The 19,553-nt window shown below is 61.3% G+C and carries 18 protein-coding genes; 7 read left to right on the top strand and 11 right to left on the bottom strand.

The genetic code is table 11. The features are described from left to right. Positions 1–7 precede the first annotated feature (7 nt). From infB to pnp, 5 genes are all read left to right on the top strand, one after another. A complete protein-coding gene (gene infB / locus RLW41_RS10175) occupies positions 8–2,836 on the top strand; it encodes a translation initiation factor IF-2 (RefSeq protein WP_414464433.1) in 2,829 nt (942 codons plus the stop codon). A gap of 138 nt (positions 2,837–2,974) precedes the next feature. Further along, positions 2,975–3,373 carry a 30S ribosome-binding factor RbfA gene (gene rbfA / locus RLW41_RS10170; RefSeq protein WP_013950361.1) on the top strand — a complete coding sequence of 133 codons (399 nt, stop codon included), beginning with the start codon at positions 2,975–2,977 and terminating at the stop codon, positions 3,371–3,373. Between the two features lie 5 nt (positions 3,374–3,378). Next, on the top strand, positions 3,379–4,299 hold the full coding sequence (gene truB / locus RLW41_RS10165) for a tRNA pseudouridine(55) synthase TruB (RefSeq protein WP_414464432.1): 921 nt from the start codon (positions 3,379–3,381) through the stop codon (positions 4,297–4,299). A gap of 118 nt (positions 4,300–4,417) precedes the next feature. Continuing rightward, positions 4,418–4,771, top strand: a complete 354-nt coding sequence (gene rpsO / locus RLW41_RS10160; protein ID WP_409561653.1) for a 30S ribosomal protein S15 — start codon at positions 4,418–4,420, stop codon at positions 4,769–4,771. A 175-nt stretch (positions 4,772–4,946) separates the two neighbouring features. Further along, positions 4,947–7,145: a polyribonucleotide nucleotidyltransferase gene (gene pnp, locus RLW41_RS10155; protein ID WP_414464431.1), complete on the top strand. Its 2,199-nt coding sequence runs from the start codon at positions 4,947–4,949 to the stop codon at positions 7,143–7,145. A gap of 194 nt (positions 7,146–7,339) precedes the next feature. Here the strand turns inward: pnp and RLW41_RS10150 are convergent, their stop codons facing one another. From RLW41_RS10150 to fabA, 5 genes are all read right to left on the bottom strand, one after another. After that, positions 7,340–7,615, bottom strand: a complete 276-nt coding sequence (locus tag RLW41_RS10150; RefSeq protein ID WP_409561651.1) for a hypothetical protein — start codon at positions 7,613–7,615, stop codon at positions 7,340–7,342. Positions 7,616–7,753: 138 nt separating this feature from the next. Continuing rightward, positions 7,754–8,599: a glutamate racemase gene (locus RLW41_RS10145; protein ID WP_409561650.1), complete on the bottom strand. Its 846-nt coding sequence runs from the start codon at positions 8,597–8,599 to the stop codon at positions 7,754–7,756. Positions 8,600–8,675: 76 nt separating this feature from the next. Beyond that, a complete protein-coding gene (fabI, locus tag RLW41_RS10140) occupies positions 8,676–9,545 on the bottom strand; it encodes an enoyl-ACP reductase FabI (protein ID WP_409561649.1) in 870 nt (289 codons plus the stop codon). Between the two features lie 133 nt (positions 9,546–9,678). Continuing rightward, a complete protein-coding gene (gene fabB, locus RLW41_RS10135) occupies positions 9,679–10,911 on the bottom strand; it encodes a beta-ketoacyl-ACP synthase I (protein WP_013950353.1) in 1,233 nt (410 codons plus the stop codon). A gap of 64 nt (positions 10,912–10,975) precedes the next feature. Continuing rightward, entirely contained in the window at positions 10,976–11,500 is a 525-nt protein-coding gene (gene fabA, locus RLW41_RS10130; protein ID WP_013950352.1) for a bifunctional 3-hydroxydecanoyl-ACP dehydratase/trans-2-decenoyl-ACP isomerase, read from the bottom strand. Between the two features lie 306 nt (positions 11,501–11,806). Between fabA and irrA the strand changes: the two genes are divergently transcribed. Then, a complete protein-coding gene (irrA, locus tag RLW41_RS10125; RefSeq protein WP_414464430.1) occupies positions 11,807–12,208 on the top strand; it encodes an iron response transcriptional regulator IrrA in 402 nt (133 codons plus the stop codon). A gap of 67 nt (positions 12,209–12,275) precedes the next feature. Here the strand turns inward: irrA and RLW41_RS10120 are convergent, their stop codons facing one another. Next, the gene (locus RLW41_RS10120; protein ID WP_409561646.1) at positions 12,276–12,866 is read right to left on the bottom strand and encodes an SH3 domain-containing protein; all 591 of its coding nucleotides are present in this window, start codon (positions 12,864–12,866) and stop codon (positions 12,276–12,278) included. Between the two features lie 182 nt (positions 12,867–13,048). On the opposite strand from RLW41_RS10120, the gene RLW41_RS10115 reads away from it, so the two are divergent. After that, the gene (locus RLW41_RS10115) at positions 13,049–14,047 is read left to right on the top strand and encodes a 2-hydroxyacid dehydrogenase (protein ID WP_414464429.1); all 999 of its coding nucleotides are present in this window, start codon (positions 13,049–13,051) and stop codon (positions 14,045–14,047) included. Positions 14,048–14,072: 25 nt separating this feature from the next. Here RLW41_RS10115 and RLW41_RS10110 read toward each other — a convergent pair whose 3' ends face one another. The 5 genes from RLW41_RS10110 to coaBC form a co-directional block, all read right to left on the bottom strand. Continuing rightward, positions 14,073–15,299, bottom strand: a complete 1,227-nt coding sequence (locus tag RLW41_RS10110) for a metalloprotease (protein ID WP_414464428.1) — start codon at positions 15,297–15,299, stop codon at positions 14,073–14,075. 114 nt (positions 15,300–15,413) lie between these two features. After that, a complete protein-coding gene (locus RLW41_RS10105; protein ID WP_414464427.1) occupies positions 15,414–16,250 on the bottom strand; it encodes a HesA/MoeB/ThiF family protein in 837 nt (278 codons plus the stop codon). A gap of 17 nt (positions 16,251–16,267) precedes the next feature. Continuing rightward, the gene (cysK, locus tag RLW41_RS10100; protein ID WP_013950346.1) at positions 16,268–17,269 is read right to left on the bottom strand and encodes a cysteine synthase A; all 1,002 of its coding nucleotides are present in this window, start codon (positions 17,267–17,269) and stop codon (positions 16,268–16,270) included. 151 nt (positions 17,270–17,420) lie between these two features. Then, on the bottom strand, positions 17,421–17,972 hold the full coding sequence (gene dut / locus RLW41_RS10095; RefSeq protein WP_414464426.1) for a dUTP diphosphatase: 552 nt from the start codon (positions 17,970–17,972) through the stop codon (positions 17,421–17,423). After that, positions 17,969–19,204 carry a bifunctional phosphopantothenoylcysteine decarboxylase/phosphopantothenate--cysteine ligase CoaBC gene (coaBC, locus tag RLW41_RS10090; RefSeq protein ID WP_414464425.1) on the bottom strand — a complete coding sequence of 412 codons (1,236 nt, stop codon included), beginning with the start codon at positions 19,202–19,204 and terminating at the stop codon, positions 17,969–17,971. The genes dut and coaBC overlap by 4 nt, the downstream gene beginning before the upstream one ends. Between the last annotated feature and the right edge of the window lie 349 nt (positions 19,205–19,553).

Raw genomic sequence — 19,553 nt, 5'->3', positions numbered from 1 at the left:
ACAACGCATGACGGATTCGAACGACCAGACCGATAAGACCATCCGGGTCGGAGCGCGAAAGCCGCTATCGCTGCAGCGAACGGTCGAGTCTGGCCACGTGCGGCAGAACTTCAGCCACGGGCGATCCAAGTCCGTTGTGGTCGAGAAAAAGAAGACCAGGCGATTGGGATCCGAGGGAGAGGGCGCTGCGCCCCCTGCTCCGAGCGCCGTAACGATCGAGAAATCGCAGGCACCGCATCGCGTGCCCCCGGCACCGCCGAGCCAATCGTCTGGCGACCGTTCCGCTGGCCGCGTCCTTTCGAATGAGGAACGCGCCGCTCGCGAACGCGCGCTTGCTGCAGCCCGCGCCGAGGATACGAACCGTGCGCCGGAAGTCGAACCGGTTCGCTTCGAGCCTGTCGCTCGACCGCCCGAGCCGCAGCCGCGCGCTGAAGAACGGCCGCAGCCGACGGCAACGGAGCCTGCAGTTGCCGCAAGCGCTGCTCCCGCTGCGCAACCGCCCGAGCAAGCAGCGCCGCAGGCCTCGGCTCCGGCATCCGCTCAGCCTTCGTCTGCTCCGACACCGCCGCCTGCCGGACGTGGAAACGCCCCGCAGCGTGAGCCGCGCCACGAAGGACGCCATGAAGGCCGCCGTGATGGCGGTCGCGACGCCGGTCATGCGCCGCGCGGCGATGGCGGCCGTCCGCAATTCAACCGCGGTCCACGTCCGTCGGGCAACACTGCATTCATGCCGCGTGAAGCCGGTCGCCCGCGCGAGATCGAGCTGCCGATCCCGGCCCGCCGTGGCGCGTCCGCAGGACCGGCCGATGCGACGACGATTGAAAAGCCGTCCCGCCCGGTGCGTCCCCCGGTCGTTCGCGAGCAGGTCGAAGAGGATGATGCTCGCAAGCGCGGCCCCGGCGGCGTCAAGGTTCCGCGCCCGGCCGTCAAAACCAACGATGATGGCCGCCAGCGCCAGAAGCTGACGATCACGAACTTCGATCGTGAAGCTCAGGTCCGCTCGCTCGCATCCTTGAAGCGCAAGCGCGAGAAAGAAAAGCTGAAAGCCATGGGCATTCAGCAGACGCGCGAAAAGATCGCCCGCGAGGTCGTCATTCCTGAAGCCATCACGATTCAGGAACTCTCCAACCGTATGGCCGAGCGCGCCGTCGACCTCATCAAATACCTGATGCAGCAAGGCGCGATGCATAAGATCACCGACGTGCTCGACGCCGACACGGCTGAGCTGATCGTCCAGGAATTCGGCCACACATCGAAGCGCGTTTCTGAATCGGACGTCGAAATCGGTTTCGTCGGCGAGAAAGACGTTGACGATTCCTCGCTCGAATCGCGCGCGCCGGTTGTCACGATCATGGGTCACGTCGACCACGGCAAAACGTCTTTGCTCGACGCCATCCGGCAGGCCAACGTCGTCTCGGGCGAAGCTGGTGGCATCACCCAGCATATCGGCGCCTACCAGGTGACTGCGCCCGACGGCGACAAGATCACGTTCATCGATACGCCAGGCCACGAAGCGTTCACCGCCATGCGTGCACGCGGTGCCAAGGTGACAGATATCGTCGTGTTGGTCGTTGCAGCTGACGACGGCGTCATGCCGCAAACGGTTGAAGCCATCAATCACGCCAAGGCTGCGAACGTGCCGATCATTGTTGCCATCAACAAGATCGACAAGCCGCAGGCCGATCCTAACCGCGTCCGCACCGAGCTTTTGTCCTACGAGATCGTGGTCGAAAGCATGGGCGGTGAAACGCTCGAAGTGCCGGTCTCGGCGCTGAAGCACACCAACCTCGATAAGCTGCTCGAAGCGATCCGCCTTCAGGCCGAAATTCTCGACCTCAAGGCCAACCCGAACCGCACGGCCGATGGCGTCGTCATCGAAGCCAAGCTCGAGCGCGGCCGTGGTCCGGTCGGCACCGTCCTTGTTCAGCGCGGTACGCTGCACGTCGGCGATATCATCGTCGCCGGTACGGCCTGGGGTCGCGTCCGTGCACTCCTCAACGATCACGGCGCCAACATCCAGGCGGCTGGTCCCTCGGTTCCCGCCGAGGTCCTGGGCTTTGACTCTGCACCGGAAGCTGGCGATCAGTTTGCGGTCGTGGAAAACGAAGCCCGCGCACGTGAGCTGACGGATTACCGCGTCCGCAAACGCCGCGAGACGCTTGGCTCTGCTGGCACCAAGAGCACGCTTGAGCAAATGATGCAGCAGCTCAAGGATGCTGGCCGCAAAGAATTCCCGCTCGTCGTCAAAGGCGACGTGCAGGGTTCTGTCGAAGCCATCGCTGGTGCGCTGAAAAAGGTTGGCAACGACGAAGTCGAAGCCCGTCTCGTGCACTCGGGCGTCGGTGGCATCACCGAGTCTGATATCGCGCTGGCAGCTGCCGCCAAGGCCGTCGTCATCGGCTTCAACGTCCGCGCCAACGCGCAGGCGAAACAGGCTGCCGACACCGCGGGCGTCGAAATCCGCTATTACAACATCATCTACGATCTCGTAGACGAAGTGAAAGCGGCGATGTCGGGTCTTCTGGCTCCGACCCGGCGCGAGATCTTCCTCGGCTACGCCACGATCAAGCAGGTCTTCAATATTTCGAAGTCAGGCAAAGTTGCCGGTTGTATTGTTACCGAAGGCAAGGTCGAACGCGGCGCCAAGGTCCGTCTGCTCCGCGACAACGTCGTTATTCACGAAGGCACGCTTGCGATCCTCAAGCGCTTCAAGGATGACGTCAAAGAAGTTGTCTCAGGTCAGGAATGCGGCATGTCTTTCGCCAACTACCAGGACATCCGTGAAGGCGACCAGATCGAGTGCTTCCAGGTCGAGACGATTGCTCGATCGCTCTAAGCATTTAAACCAAGCGATCCCGCGCGAATATTCATCGCGCGGGCTTGCGCGGATGTGAGACGATCCGCTACTCCCTCGACCCAGTAACCTATTTCTATCAAGAGGCCGCGCGCGGTCCCATCCCGCGGCGGATAACAAATGGCAAAGAAACCAGCCCCATCGGGCGCCAAAGGCCCGTCGCAACGCATGTTGCGCGTTGGCGAACTGATCCGTCACAAACTTTCCGAACTGCTGTCTCGCGGAGAAATCCACGACGACGTGCTGGCTTCCCACGTCATCACCATTCCGGAAGTGCGTCTCTCGCCGGACCTGAAGCTCGCAACGGTCTACGTCATGCCGCTTGGCGGCAACGATGTGAAACCCGTCATCGAAGCCCTCACGCGGAACAAGAAATACATCCGCGCCGAAGTCGCGCACACGCTGAACCTGCGTTATGCGCCCGACCTTCGCTTTCGCGAGGACGAAACCTTCGAAGAAGCGACCCGCATTGACCGTCTTCTCGATAGCGAGCGCGTTCAGCGCGACATCAAGAAATAACGAACATGGCACGACGCAAAAAAGGCAACGCCGTTCACGGCTGGCTCATTCTCGACAAGCCGATCAACATGACCTCGACGCAGGCTGTTGGTGCGGTTCGCCGCGCCTTCAACGCGCAAAAGGCCGGACATTCCGGCACGCTCGATCCGCTCGCAACAGGCATCCTCCCGATCGCGCTCGGCGAAGCGACGAAGACCGTATCGTTCGCGGTCGATGGCGAAAAAGCCTATCGCTTCGCCGTGCGTTGGGGTGCTGAGACCGAGACGGACGACACCGAAGGCGCCGTCTCAAAAACGAGCGACAAGCGACCCGAGCGCTCGGAGATCGAAGCTCTGCTGCCGCGCTTTCACGGCGAGATCATGCAGGTGCCACCCGCCTATTCGGCGATCAAGATCGACGGCAATCGCGCCTACGATCTGGCACGCGACGGCGAAACGGTCGTCCTTGAACCGCGCCCCGTCGTGATCGAGAGCCTGAAGCTTGTCGACATGCCGGATGACGCGACAAGCGTATTCGAAGCCCGCTGCGGCAAGGGCACCTACGTCCGCGCACTGGCCCGCGATCTCGGCCGGCTGATGGGCTGCTATGGCCACGTCATCGCGCTCCGGCGTACCGAAGTCGGCCCCTTCGACGAAGCTCGCGCCATCAGCATGGACACGCTCCTCGCGGCCGCGCAGTCGGAAGATCCGGGAGAGATCGCCAAGTTGCTGCTGCCCGTTGAGGCGGCCCTCGCCGATCTCCCCGAGTTGCTCGTCTCCCAAAGCGACGCCGCCACGCTGGCGCGCGGCCAAACGGTAATCATTCGCGGCCGTGACGCGCCGATCATGACCGGCCCCGCCTACGCGACCTCGAAGGGTCGCCTAATCGCGCTCGGCGAGCTTGCCAAGGGCGCGCTGCACCCGACGCGCGTCTTCAATCTCGGCTAATTTTCGTTAATTCATTGAAGAAAATCACGAAATTTCCCACGAAATCCGCCTCGCCTTTGGCTGAGGTTCGTGTATAAGTAGCGCACCCGCGCGGGCCTCGTTCCCGCGCGGCTTTCGTTTGCGACCCCGCTGGACGACATCCCGGCCGTGGCCGCTCATCTCAAACTCCCAATTTCGAAAGGAGCATTCGATGTCGCAGATCGCACCTCACCGCCGTGAGGCCAAGACGGCTATCATCAAGGACAACGCCACGAAGGCCAACGACACCGGCTCGCCAGAAGTCCAGATCGCCGTCCTGACGCATCGCATCAACGAGTTGACCGAGCACTTCAAGGCGCACAAGAAAGACAACCATTCGCGCCGTGGCCTGCTCAAGATGGTCAGCCAGCGCCGCCAGCTCCTTGACTACGTCAAGGCCAAGGACAACGCCCGCTATCAGAAGATCATCGAGAAAAACGGCATCCGCCGCTAATTGCGCGCTCGCAAGAGCGTCCAAGACAGGACGGGCCCCGATGGCCAGTCACGCGATCTACTGAACAAGAAGAACGTCGGCGCCGCGATCGGTGCCGGCGCGATACGCGCTCTACCGGCATGAGGCCGTTTGAGCTGACCGACCGAACAGAAAAAGCGAAAACGAAAGATCAAACATGTTTGACATCCATCGCGTCGAAATCGACTGGGGTGGCCGCAAGCTGAAGCTTGAAACTGGCCATTATGCCCGCCAGGCGGACGCCGCCGTCATGGCGCAATATGGCGACACCACGGTGCTCGCAACCGTCGTCGGCGCCCGCTCCGCCAAGCCCGGCATCGATTTCTTCCCCCTGACCGTGAACTATCAGGAACGCACGTACGCAGCCGGCAAGATCCCCGGCGGCTATTTCAAGCGCGAAGGCCGCCCGAGCGAAAAGGAAACGCTCGTCTCGCGCCTGATCGACCGTCCGATCCGTCCGCTCTTTGTTGATGGTTTCAAGAACGAAACCCAGGTCGTCGTGACGGTCATGTCGCACGATCTCGAAAACGATCCCGACATTTTGGGCATGGTTGCAGCGTCCGCGGCGCTGACGCTCTCTGGCCTGCCGTTCCTTGGTCCGATCGGCGCTGCCCGCGTCGGCCTGATCGGCGGTGAATTCGTGCTCAATCCGATGATCGACGAGATGGCGGAAACCGCTCTCGACCTCGTCGTCGCTGGCACGACCGACGCCGTGATGATGGTTGAATCGGAAGCCAAAGAACTTCCGGAATCCCAGATGCTCGAAGCCGTCATGTTCGGCCACAAGCACATGCAGCCCGTGATCCAGGCGATTATCAAGCTGGCAGAAAAAGCCGCGAAAGAGCCGTGGGACATCAAGATCGCCGACAAGGCGAAATACGCTGCCGACGTCAAGAAGATTGCCGAAGCGAAGCTGAAGGAAGCCTTCTCCACCAAGGAAAAGGGCAAGCGTCAGGACCTCGTTTCGGAAGCCAAGAAGGCGATCACCGAAGGCATCGCCATTCCGGCAGACGACCCGAACGAGAAAGTCCTTCTCGGCGACGCGTTCAAGTCGCTCGAAATGGACATCATGCGTGGTGACGTCCTGAAGACGAAGCGGCGCATCGACGGCCGCGATCTGAAGACGGTTCGACCGATACTCTCGGAAGTCCACGTTCTGCCGCGCACGCACGGTTCGGCGCTCTTCACGCGCGGTGAGACGCAGGCGCTGGTCGTCGCAACCCTCGGCACCGGGGAAGACGAGCAATTCATCGACAGCCTCGAAGGCACGAAGAAAGAGCGCTTCCTGCTGCACTATAACTTCCCGCCATACTCGGTCGGCGAAGTCGGCCGCATGGGTTCTCCTGGCCGCCGCGAAATCGGCCACGGCAAGCTCGCATGGCGCGCCATCCATCCCATGCTGCCGAGCCAGGAAGAGTTCCCCTATACGCTCCGCGTTGTGTCCGAAATCACCGAATCGAACGGCTCCTCGTCGATGGCGACGGTCTGCGGTTCATCTCTCGCTCTGATGGACGCCGGCGTGCCGCTGAAGTCTCCGGTGGCTGGTATCGCGATGGGCCTGATCAAGGAAGGCGATGACTTCGTCGTCCTCTCCGACATCCTTGGCGACGAAGATCACCTCGGCGACATGGACTTCAAGGTGGCCGGCACCGACAAGGGTGTTACGTCGCTGCAGATGGACATCAAGATCACCGGCATCACTGAGGAAATTATGCGCGTCGCTCTCGAGCAGGCGCATGAAGGCCGTATCCACATCCTCGGCGAAATGTCGAAGGCGATCACGGGTGCGCGTTCCGAACTCGGTGAGTTCGCCCCGCGCATCGAGACGATCAAGATCCCGGTTGACAAGATCCGCGAAGTCATCGGCTCGGGCGGTTCGGTCATCCGTGAAATCGTCGCGGAATCCGGCGCTAAGATCGACATCGAAGACGATGGCACCGTGAAGATCGCTTCCGCCAACCGTGAATCGATCGAGAAAGCCCTCGACCGCATTCGCGGCATCACGTCGGAGCCCGAGGTCGGCCACATCTACAAGGGCAAGGTCGTGAAGGTCATGGAGTTCGGCGCGTTCGTGAACTTCTTCGGCGCGAAGGACGGCCTGGTCCACATCTCGCAGCTCGCGCAGGGCCGTCCAGAGACGGTCGGCGAAGTCGTGAAGGAAGGCCAGGAAGTCTACGTGAAGCTTCTGGGCTTCGACGATCGCGGCAAGACGCGTCTGTCGATGAAGGTCGTCGATCAGGCGACCGGCCAGGAAATCCCGCGCGCTGAAGGCGAGCCGGAAGAAGTCTTCGAGAGCCGTCCGCCGCGCCGCGAAGGTGGCCGTGGCGGTCGCGGTCCGCGCCGTGAGCGCGGCTGAGCCCTCGCCTGACTGCTGAAATGACGAAAGCCGCCGGAACCCGCAGTCCGGCGGCTTTTTTTACCCCGCCTGATCTCTCAAACGGCCATCCTGGTGACGCCGCTTGCGGGCCTAGAACTCGTAGGAGAAGCCTCTTCCCCGCTGTATCGAGCTCCCGCTCGTGACACCTCGTCCGGGATGACAACTGCGCCGGATCAATACCAGCGGCAGCGGCGAATACCCCAGCTATTGCGCCAGCATTTGCGCGCCGTGCATTGCACGCGTCCGACGCCCGGCACCCACTTGTGATAGCCGCCGATGCCCCATCGGCAGCGATTCCAGTAGCCCACTTTTTGAACTGTAGTCCCCTGAGCAGCAGCCACGGTCTTCAGGCTGCCGACGGCGACGCTCGTATTCGCAATGCTTGGTCCGCTTGCAAACATCAGCCCCGCAGCGATCACCATGGCAGCGAACGAAAACTTTGTTGTCATCGGGCCTATCCCTCTCCCCTATGCCTTCGGCACCCCGCCGGAGTTGTAGACACCATGACGTCTACCAGCGGGGAACTCTTCCGCCAACGGATCAATGACAAATAACCAGCGAAAATGTCGCAGCGTTGCACGGACGCTTCAGGCCTTGGCGAAGGCAGGGACGTCGGGCCAGAAAACCCGGGCTTTCTCGCTGACGTCCTGAGGGTCGCCTGTTGTCAACAGCGTGAGCTTTCCCCGTTCATTGCCGCTGAGGTAATTCGACCGCCGCGCCAAGTAATCCTCGAAACTGTCGGTCACGACCTCGGGCTGAGAAAGAATGCGCGTAAACGGCGGCAGGTATTTCCGGAACAGATGCTCAACGAGCGGAAAATGCGTGCAGCCGAGAATGGCGCGATGTGGCGGCATGTTGCCGTTGCTAGCAAGCATCGCCTCGACGCCCTCGCGAACGAGCGCATCAAGCTCCGCTTCCGGCCGCTTCTGCTCGATGGCGCCCGCAAGCTCCGAGCAGATCTGCTGCACGACCGTGACCTTCGGACAGCGCTTGCGGATCTCTTCCGGATAGACGCCCGACGTGATCGTCCGCGTCGTGCCGAAAACGGCAATCGTGTCGGTGTTGTACTTCTGTGGATATTGCGGCGACGTCACCGCCCACGGCGTCTGCGTTGCGCCTTCGACTGTTGGCGCGACGATGCCGAGCACATTGTGTCCGCCGGCCCAGCGACTACCCGGCAGCCACTCCTGCTGCAATCGCCGAAGCGCCACCGCCGTCGCCGTGTTGCAGCCCAGAAGCGCGAGCTTGGCGCCGCGCGCAAACAGCTCTTCGACACAGTCGCGCGTATAGCCGACGATGGCTTCAGACGCCTGATTGCCATAGGGGACGTGGGCGTGATCGGCGAGATAGACGAAATCGACCGTGTCGAAACGCGCAACAAGCGCGCGAAGCACCGTCAGTCCACCCAGCCCTGAATCAAACACCCCGATCATGGCCGGAGTGTTTGCGACGGCGAATTGTGGACGTCAACCGGGCTAGACGATCGCCCGACGCCAGACAGGCCTGATTTTACTCCGCCGCAGCCGACGGCGATGCGCTGGCGGGCTTGGCTTCCGCGTCCTGCTCTTTCAGGCTCTGCAGCGACGGCATCGACACGGTGTTATAGCCGCAATCGACGAAGTGAACTTCGCCCGTCACTGCGCCCGACAGCGGCGACAGCAAATAAAGCGCCGACCCCGCCACTTCATCGAGCGTCGGCGTACGCTGCAACGGCGAGTTATCGCGCTGGAAATTGAAGATCACGCGCGCATCCGAAACGCCAGCGCCCGAGAGCGTGCGCATCGGACCGGCCGAGAGCGCATTGACGCGAACGCCCTGCGGTCCAAGATCGGCTGCGAGATAGCGCACCGAAGCCTCAAGCGCGGCCTTCGCAACACCCATGACGTTGTAGGACGGCACCCAGCGCGTCGCACCGCCATAGGACAGCGTAATGAGCGAGCCCCCGTTCGGCATCAGCGCCGACGCGCGTTTCGCGATCTCAGTGAACGAGAAGCACGAGATCACCATCGAGTTGATGAAGTTTTCGCGCGTCGTGTCGGCGTAGCGGCCGGCAAGCTCTTTAGGATCGGAATAGGCCAGCGCATGCACGACGAAGTCGATGCTGCCCCACTCGTCCTTGATGCGATTGAAAACGCGATCGACGCTTTCGAGATCGAGAACGTTGCATTCCTCAATGATCTTCGAGCCGATCGACTGCGCCAGCGGCACAGCGCGGCGGCCGAATGCACCACCTTGATAGGTGAATGCCAGCTCGGCGCCTTGACCGTGAAGGACACGGGCGATGCCCCACGCGATCGAACGGTCGTTGGCAACACCCATGATGAGGCCACGCTTGCCGGCCATGATGGGGCCGGGCTTAGCGATATCGATGTCGGTCATAGGAAGCCTCGTTTTGTCACCAAAGGTACGCCCGCGTACGTCAAACCAGCCTGAACCACGCTTATATACTCTCATCGCTCTCAACCGTTCGCCGCTGAGCAGTCCTAGCGGCGACCAGGAAAGCATCGGTTAATCAGGCATCATGCCGGCAGAAAATGAGAGTGGCATTGGTGCCGCCAAAACCGAAGCTGTTCGACATCACACAGTTAAGGCTGGCGTTGTCGATACGACTGCGAGCGATTGGCACATCAGCGAACGCCGGGTCAAGCTCGTCGATATTTGCACTTTCGGCGATGAAGCCATTGTTCATCATCAGCAGTGAGAAAATCGCCTCTTGCACACCAATAGCGCCGAGCGAGTGCCCCGTTAACGACTTGGTAGCCGAGATCGGCGGGATTTTATCGCCGAAGACGGCCCGGATGGCGTCGATTTCCTTGGCGTCGCCGACCGGTGTGCCGGTTCCGTGCGGATTAATATAATCGATCGTGGGCAAGCCCTTACCGTCGAACCCTTTCATGGCCAAACGCATGCAGCGCTCCGCACCTTCGCCGGACGGTGCGACCATGTCATAGCCGTCGGATGTTGCGGCGTAGCCCTTGAGTTCGCCGTAAATCTTGGCTCCGCGAGCCTTGGCTCGTTCGAGCTCTTCAAGCACGACGACGCCTGCGCCGCCCGCGATCACGAAGCCGTCCCTGTTCTTGTCGAACGGCCGGCTGGCCCGCTCCGGCGTGGCGTTGAAGCCGGTCGACATCGCACCCATGGCGTCGAACAGGTCCGACAGCGTCCAATCGAGTTCCTCGCAGCCGCCTGCGAACATGATGTCCTGCTTGCCCCACTGGATCATTTCGGCAGCATTGCCGATGCAGTGCGAGCTTGTCGCGCACGCCGACGCGATCGAATAGTTAACGCCCTTGATCTGGAAGGCGGTCGCAAGCGCGGCCGACGGCCCCGAGCACATGCCTTTGGGCACCTCGAACGGGCCGATCTTCTTCGGACTGCCGGTCCGGAGCGTCGTCTCCGCCGCCTCGACGATGGCCTTCGTAGAAGGTCCGCCCGAGCCCAGAATGACGCCCGTGCGCTCATTCACCACATCCGACGGCTCAAGGCCCGCATCGCGAATGGCCTGATCCATCGCAATCCAGTTCCAGCCGACGCCCGCGCCCATGAAACGCTTCGGCTTGCGCGGCACCATGCTTTCCCAGTCGATATGGGGCGCGCCATGGACCTGACACTTGAAGCCAAGCTCAGCGTATTTCTCGGCGCGAGAAATGCCGGACTTCGCCTCTCTCAGCGAAGCAAGAACTTCCTGGGTGTTGTTCCCAATCGAGGACACAACACCCATCCCAGTCACAACTACGCGCCGCATGCGCTCCTTCACTCCTGCGGTTCCTGCTGCCGCCCACCCTGGCAACCGGGCCCTAGGCCCACGCTTAAGGGCCTTCGCTCGACTTGAGTAGGACCCTCAGGTCCTTGGCTGTGTATATCACTTCGCCGTCGGCTTTCAGGACCCCATCAGCCTCGGCGAGCTTCAGCTTTCGAGCAATAACCCGCTTGATGTCTATGATATATTCAAGCTGCTTCACGTCCGGCGTCACTTCTCGCGTGAACTTCACCTCGCCGACGCCCGATGCCCGGCCCTGCCCCGTAAGTCCGAGCCAGCCCAGAAAAAATCCGGTCAATTGCCACAGTGCATCGAGGCCGAGACAGCCCGGCATGACCGGATCGCCCTTGAAGTGGCAGGCAAATAACCAGTCCAGACGCTCGTTTCCGGCGACTTTGAGTTCGGCAACGATCTGGCCCTTGCCATGTGCGCCGCCCGTCTCCGAAATCGACGCGATCCGGTCGACCATCAGCATTGGCGGCAGCGGCAATTGGGCATTTCCCGGCCCGAACAGCTCCCCACGGCCGCAAGCGAGCAGATCATCGAATTCGTAGCTAGAACGGCGTTCTGCCATGTATCCCCTCGTTTCATGGCCGATAGTGTCGTGTAAGTGCACAATATGCTCCGGCCGTTCAAGATCAGCGGGTCCTAACACACGCTTGGCCGAGCGCCTAGCATGACCAGCCGGTGCGTGTAACAGGCCAAATCCCCGCCTCAAAGCCGTTTTGACCGCAAGTTGCGGGTTTTCCGGCAAGTGACTATACTCAGATCTTCGAAGCACGTTGCATCACGGGCGATTCTTGCGATCGAACGTGGTGACGCCAACACGGTTCTGCAAACGGAAATGTCCGAGAAATCTCCGCTCGATATGGAAACCGGGATGCCGGCAAACACCTCCGACCTCCTCCGAAAGGCGGGTCTGCGGCCAACGCGCCAGCGCATGACGCTCGGCCGTTTGCTGTTCGAAGGCGGTGACCGCCACGTGACGGCAGAACAGCTTCATGCCGAGGTTGCAGGTCTCGGAGAGCATGTCTCGCTCGCGACCGTGTATAATACCCTGCATCAGTTCAAGCGCGCGGGTCTACTGCGCGAGTTGGCGATCGAAGGCTCGAAAGCCTACTTCGACACCAACATCTCCAATCACAATCACTTCCTGCTCGAACCCAATGGCGAGCTGATGGATATTCCCGGCGACGCGATTTCGGTCGAAGGCCTGCCCGAACCGCCGGAAGGCATGAAGATCACGCACGTCGACGTCGTCGTGCGCCTCGCGAAAATCTAACTGCGACGAATAGCCTGCAAAGCCCAACCGCGCTGGCGGAGCTTGGGCTTTTGCATCAGCGCGTCCTTTATTTGAAGGTCTCGCCCTCGTAGACGCCCCAGAGCTTCTTTTGCTCTATGTAGCCGCTGTACTGATCGACGGTCACGCGGCACCAGCGGCCGTCGCAGGAATGCAGATCGGCGATCACGCCGGCTTCCACCTTGGCGACGACGCCCGACCGTGAGCTGTCGCTGGCCATGATCGGCACGAGCGGCGACGATCCGGATTTTCGCTCCCAAGGCAGCACGAGCCCGGTTCTCCGACCCGACAGCAGCGACTGCAGCACCCAGCCCGTGACGCCGTCCGAATCACGAACCTCGCGCCACGTCTCGAATTCCTTGATCACTTCGACCGGCAGCCCGGCCCGGCGATAGACCCAGCCAGTGGGATAGTCCGTCCCTGGGCCGTTCCTGAGGTTTACGCGATCCGATTTCAAACTGACGAAACGCGGAACCGGCAGGCCGCTGCCGGTCACAGGCGGCGAATCATCGGCCTTTGCCGGTACGACGGCCGACATTGCCGCAATCGCCACGGATATGGCCGCAACGACGAACCTAACCCACGAGACCGCAAGCAAAATTCTTCCGCGCGTCGGATTTGTGATGGCGAATTCAGTCATTTGGAATAGCTCGTAGCCCCCGCGTTCGAGCATGGATCGATGCATGCCCGGCAGTGGGGCGTCTGCTATTTGATTTCAGGACTTTGTCTTAGCAAAGGCCATCTGATAGACACGGGGCCGCACTTTCTCAAGCGGCCGAGTCATCTCGTCCAAAGCCGCATTTTTCAAGCAATGGGAAACGAATGCCGACGTCCCCCAAGAAACCTGTTGTCGTTGTTACGCGAAAACTCCCCGATGTCGTCGAGACACGGATGTGTGAATTGTTCGATACGCGCTTGAATGTCGACGACAAGCCGATGAGCCATGCTCAACTCGTCGAAGCTGTAAAAACCGCCGACGTTCTCGTCCCGACCGTCACCGACCGCATCGACCGCTCGGTTCTGACCCAGGCCGGACCAAAATTGCGCCTGATCGCAAACTTCGGCACCGGCGTCGACAATGTCGATCTCGACACCGCGCGCAACCGGGGCATCCTGGTTACGAACACCCCGGGCGTGCTGACCGAAGACACGGCCGACATGACGATGGCCCTGATCCTCACGGTTCCCCGCCGTCTCGCGGAAGGCGCTGCCTACATGCGCGATCCCGCAACGACATGGACGGGCTGGTCGCCGACCTGGATGCTCGGACACCGCATTTATGGCAAGCGCCTCGGCATCATCGGCATGGGCCGCATTGGTCAGGCGGTCGCCCGCCGCGCCAAGGCGTTCGGCTTGCAGATCCACTATCACAACCGCCGCCGTGTCATGGAAGAGGTCGAGGAAGAACTTGAGGCCACCTACTGGGAAAGCCTCGATCAGATGCTGACACGAATGGACATCATCTCGATCAATTGCCCGCACACGCCTGCGACGTACCATCTGCTTTCGGCGCGCCGTCTGAAGTTGATGAAACCATCGGCTTATCTCGTGAACACCGCGCGCGGCGAAGTCGTGGACGAGAACGAGCTGGTCCGCCTGCTCGAATCGGGCGCCATCGCAGGCGCCGGTCTCGACGTGTTCGAGCATGAACCGGCCGTCAATCCGCGTCTGCTCGCATCGAACCGCGTCGTCGCGCTTCCGCATATGAGTTCGGCAACGATCGAGGGCCGCATCGACATGGGCGAGAAGGTCATCATCAATATCAAGGCCTACTCCGACGGCCACGCACCGCCCGACCGCGTCCATCCGGCGATGCTCTGACGCAATCCCTGTCTCGCGGGCGGCTTCAAGAACCGCCCGCGACGAGCGGCGTATTCCAGATGCGCTCCGCCACACCGATGTAAAAAAGTAATGTCGCGCCGTAGCCGCAGACGAGCCACGCCATCTCCCGGCGTGTCAGTGGCATCACCTGGTTGAGCGCATACGTCTGCTTCGACAAAACGCCGGGCGCAATCAGCAGAATGAGCGCCATCAAAAGGTAGTCGCCGAACCAGGCGGCAAGTCCGACACCGACGAGCAGCAGTGCGCCATGAATGGCACGTGCCCCGCGCGGCGACAGGCGCGACGTCAACGCCTGCAATATCCGGCCGCCGTCGAGCGGCAGGATTGGCAGCAGGTTCAAGCCGTTCACCACCGCACTCAACAACACCAGGTCTGCAAGAAACGGATCGTCGTTCTGCAACGACAGCCAGAAGAAAATCCCCGTCGTCAGCATGCTGCCCGCCGGTCCCATCAGCGCCACGAAACCGCGCACCGCTTCGCTTTTGCCGAAACCCTCGCCGACCGCCACACCACCGAAAAACGGAATGAAATAAATTCCGCGCACGGGAATGCCGACCCAGCGCATGGCCAGCACATGCCCAAGCTCATGCAGCAACACCACGAGCAGCAAAATCACGGCGGTCGACATATCGAAAAGCGCTGAGAAGCTCGCAAACGTCAGCGCCCCGGTAATAACCGCGCTCGTCAGTTGATCGCCAAAATTGCGCCCGCGCCGTCCCGCGCGAGCCTCCGCAGTTCGCTTCAGGCTGTAGAGACTGCGCAAGACCGTCAGCGGCATTAACAGCCGCGTCGAAATCCTGGTGTGCGTCAGCTCGCAACATTCCGTGATGACCGATTGCCGGTCGTCGCCCGCAACGGCGACAGCGCCGATGTAATCGTCGCCGACCTGGTAGATCGGATCGCATTCATCCGCCAGCAGACGCAACGTCATCGCTTCGCCCGGTGTCTCCGCCAGGATCTGGTAAGCGAATTTGAGCCGCTTGTCGTTGTACTGACAGGTTCCCGTAAACACGCCCGGACGCGCTGGATCGGGCTCGGTATCGAGCTCCATCGGCGGCGGCCCTTCGAGCTTGATCTTGTGCGCCGAGACGACGTTCCACGCCACTGTCTTCGGCGCATCCACAAAGCGCGAAACCTCATAGATCCGCCGCTTCGTGCCGACGACAAGATCGAACGGCACCCTGAGCAGTTCTATGATCAGGAAGAGAAGATTCTGCAGAAGAGGCAACACGCGGCGACCTCGCAATTGACGCCGGTTCTTTTATCGCGAGCCACGCCGGGTACGCAAACGATAGGAAAAGACGTCCCTTGATTGCGCGCGACAGTGGTCAGCATAGAGACGGGGTCACTCGGCTGCGCAGGCCGAATTCTGCGACGCCCGGTGCGAAGACAGATCGACAATCGTCGGCTGCTTGCCTGACAGAGGATTGTCCGGATCCCAGGCGATGGTGACGACCTCGAAGCGCGCCGCGAGCGCGTCATAGATCAGCAGTCGCCCTGCCAGACTTTCACCGAGACCAAGAATTTCCTTCACCACTTCCGTCGCCTGCAGCGTGCCGACGACGCCGGCAACCGGCCCGAGTACGCCCACTTCTTCGCAGTTGGCGACAAGCCCTTGCGGCGGTGCCTCTGGAAAGAGACAGCGCAGTGTCGGATAAGGCTCGCCCTCGGCGTTCCGCTCATACGGCTTGAACGTCGAGACATAACCGTCGAACGACCCGAGCGTCGCATAGACGAGCGGCCGCTTGGCAAAATAACACGCGTCCGCCACGAGGTAGCGTGTCGCGAAGTTGTCCGAGCCGTCAGCAACGATGTCGTAGTTGGAAATCAGCGCAATCGCATTATCGGCATTGATGCGCTCCGCATGCGTCTCGACCGTGATGAGTGGATTAAGACGCAGCATCGTATCGCGTGCGCTCTCGACTTTCAGTCGCCCGGCGTCATCGGTGCGATGCGCGATCTGACGCTGCAGGTTGTCGATCGAAACGGTGTCGTCGTCGACGATGCCGATGGTGCCGACTCCCGCCGCCGCAAGATAGGTGACGACCGGCGAACCAAGTCCGCCGGCACCAACTACGAGTACACGCGCGCCCTTCAGCTTCTGCTGCCCAGGCGCACCGACATCACGCAGCACAAGGTGACGCTTGTAACGCTGCACCTCTTCGGACGTGAGTGTCGCCATAAGAACCTCTTGCGCGTTTAGCTCCGCGGCTGCGGATCGACGAACAGCTCGCTGGAATAATACCGCTCCGCCGACGACGGCGCGAATGTCACGATCGTTTTGCCTGCGAATTCCGGCCGCTCGGCAACCGTGATCGCGGCGGCAACGTTGGCACCCGTCGAGATGCCGCCCGGAATGCCTTCCACCTTCGCGACCATGCGCGACACATCGAATGCCGTCTCGCTCGAAACCGTCACAACTTCGTCAATCAGGCCTTTATCGAGAATGCTCGGAATGAAACCGGCGCCGATGCCCTGGATCTTGTGCGGACCGCGCGGCTGCCCCGACAGTATCGCACTCGTCGACGGCTCGACGGCAATGACCTTGAGGCCTGGAATGCGCTTCTTCAGCGCCCGGCCGACACCGGTCAGCGTGCCGCCTGTGCCGACGCCAACCACGAGCGCGTCGACCTTGCCGTTGGTGTCGTTATAGATTTCTTCCGCCGTCGTCTTTTCGTGAACGAGCGGATTCGCCGGATTATCGAATTGACCCGGAATGACAGCGTCCGGCAGCGTCTTCGCAAGCTCTTCCGCGCGCGTGACCGCCGCCGGCATGCCGCCCGGTCCAGGCGTCAATTCAAGCTCGGCACCGAGATGTGCCAGAATTTTTCTGCGCTCGATCGACATCGTCTCTGGCATGACGAGGATGAGGCGATATCCGCGCGCCGCTGCAACGAACGCAAGACCAATACCCGTGTTGCCCGACGTCGGCTCGATCAGAACGGTCTTACCCGGCTTGATGCGGCCTTCCGCTTCGAGCACGTCGATCATCGCCACGCCGATACGATCCTTGACCGACGACAGCGGATTGAAAAATTCGAGCTTCAGCAGAATGTCTGCCTTGAGCTTCGCAGCCTCTTGGATTTTCGAAAGGCGCACGAGCGGCGTATGACCGATGGTCTCGGTGATGCTGTCATAGACGCGGCCGCGCCCCCAGCTCTTTGTGGCGTCCAGTGTCTTGATCTCAAGCGTCTCTGTCATGGCCTGTCTCGGTTTGAGAAGTCTCGGGTTGCGTTGGCGCGTGTCTGCACCAGATACATCTGAATGTAGGGTCGTTTCTCGCAGGTTCGAGCACCGCTCTCAAGAGGCGATGCACAGCCGTAGGCGTCGATAAGCATTGCATTTTTTGTGCTTACGACGAGTGTCCCCGCTTTTGAGAGCCGGATTTTGTTTGCGCCGCCTCCCCCTCGCCGGAAACGGATTTCTCCTTGCGGGACTTCGGTTGGGATGTCGCCTCACCTACGCCCGTCGAGCCGAAACCGCCGGCGCCTCTTTTCGTCTTCGAAAGTTTTTTGACCTCGCGCAATTTTACGCGGGCAACGGGCGCGATAACCATTTGCGCGATGCGCTCGCCCCTAGTCACGACGAACGGCTCTTTGCCGAGATTGATCAAAATGACTGCGACTTCGCCGCGATAGTCGGCGTCGATCGTACCGGGACTATTGAGAACCGTCACGCCATGCTTGATGGCAAGACCGGAGCGCGGTCTCACCTGAGCTTCCATCTTCTTCGGAATCTCGAAGATTAACCCCGTCGGAATGAGCACGCGGGCGCCCGGCAGGATCGTCACTGTCGTATCGGGAGCGACCGCCGCCACAAGATCGAAACCGGCCGCGTCGGGTGTTTGATAATCGGGAAGCGGAAGACCGTCGGCGTGCGGCAGCCGCTTGATTTTCACTTTCATTCTGCAGCCGTCCGCTTGCTGTGAAGCTCTCCGGCCGCACGCTCCATGAGCTTTCGCGCCACCTTGGCTTTGCTCATCTCCGGCCAACTCTCGACGCCGCTCGCCGTTATCACGTGCACAGTATTGTTCTCTCCTCCCATCACGCCGGACGACGGCGAAACATCATTCGCAACGATCCAGTCCGCGCGCTTTGTCTTCAGTTTCTTTTGCCCGTACGCCAGCACGTCCTGCGTCTCGGCCGCAAAGCCAATGACGAGCGATGGCCGCATCTGACCGGATTGAGCAATCGTTTTCAGAATGTCGGGGTTTTCCGACAGCGTCAGCATCGGCGCGCTTTTGCCTTCGGCCTTTTTGATCTTTTCCGTTTGCGGCCGGTCGACACGCCAATCGGCAACGGCTGCCGCAAACACGGCGATATCGGCGGGAAGCGCCGCGCGCACCGCCGCAAGCATTTCATCAGCCGTCTTGACCCGCACGACCGTGACATCGCGCGGCTCAGGCAAGGACACGGGCCCGGTAATCAGCGTTACGCGGGCGCCAAGTTCGCGCGCGGCCGCCGCGAGTTCAAAACCCTGCTTGCCGGATGACCGGTTCGCCAGATAGCGGATCGGATCGATAGGCTCGTGCGTCGGCCCGCTTGTAATAACGACATGCCGCCCTGCGAGCGGACCAACGGCATCCGTGTTCAGTTCCAGCACACTCTCAATCGCTTCAATGAGCTGCGGAACCTCGACGAGACGGCCAGGGCCAGCTTCACCGCGCTCCGCCATCTCGCCAACAGCCGGTCCGACGAAGCGAATGCCGTCTTCTTTGAGTTGCGCCACGTTTCGTCGCGTCGCCGGATTGAGCCACATCGCCGGGTTCATCGCTGGCGCGACCAGCACCGGCCTGTCGGTTGCCAGTAGCACCGCCGTCGCGAGGTCATCCGCATGCCCGCCTGCCATCCGCGCCATCAGATCCGCTGTCGCGGGCGCGACGACGATCACGTCACTATCGCGCGCCAGCCGGATGTGGCCGATCTCGCGCTCCTCGTCGAGATCGAAGAGATTCGTTAGTACGCGCTCATTCGTCAGCGCTCCAACCGATAGCGGCGTCACGAAGTGATGCGCGGCCTTGGTCATCACCGCCCGGACGCTGTGGCCGCGCTCCTTGAGCCGGCGGATCAGTTCTAGGCATTTGTAGGCCGCGATACCGCCGCCGATGATCAATAAAATGCGTTTAGCCGATGCCACAGCGTTCAATCCATTTCCTGGCCAGTTGCTGGCCGATCGAAACCAAGTTTAGCACGTCCTGGCGTGCGGGGCGTTAAACGGCTCTGAATACCGGTCAGTCAGACACTCTTGGCGTCCCAGGAAGCCAGGTGCGGCATAAGTTGCACAGGCTCGACGGCACCTCACGATGGCGATTTCCACGCTCTGAGGGCAGGCGAAACCCGCCTGCTGCTGCGGCACGCATTTCCTCCCGCCAATTCGCCATAATCGAGCAATAACCGAGCGCGGTGCACCCCTCCGAGGCAACAAAATTGACCATCGATTAGGCAGTCACAAAATCGAAATTATTTATGTCGCGCGGTGACTTGAC

This window comes from Hyphomicrobium sp. DY-1, assembly GCF_047497105.1.
In the GTDB taxonomy this organism is placed as follows: domain Bacteria; phylum Pseudomonadota; class Alphaproteobacteria; order Rhizobiales; family Hyphomicrobiaceae; genus Hyphomicrobium_B.
This window is presented reverse-complemented; position numbering and strand designations above follow the sequence as displayed.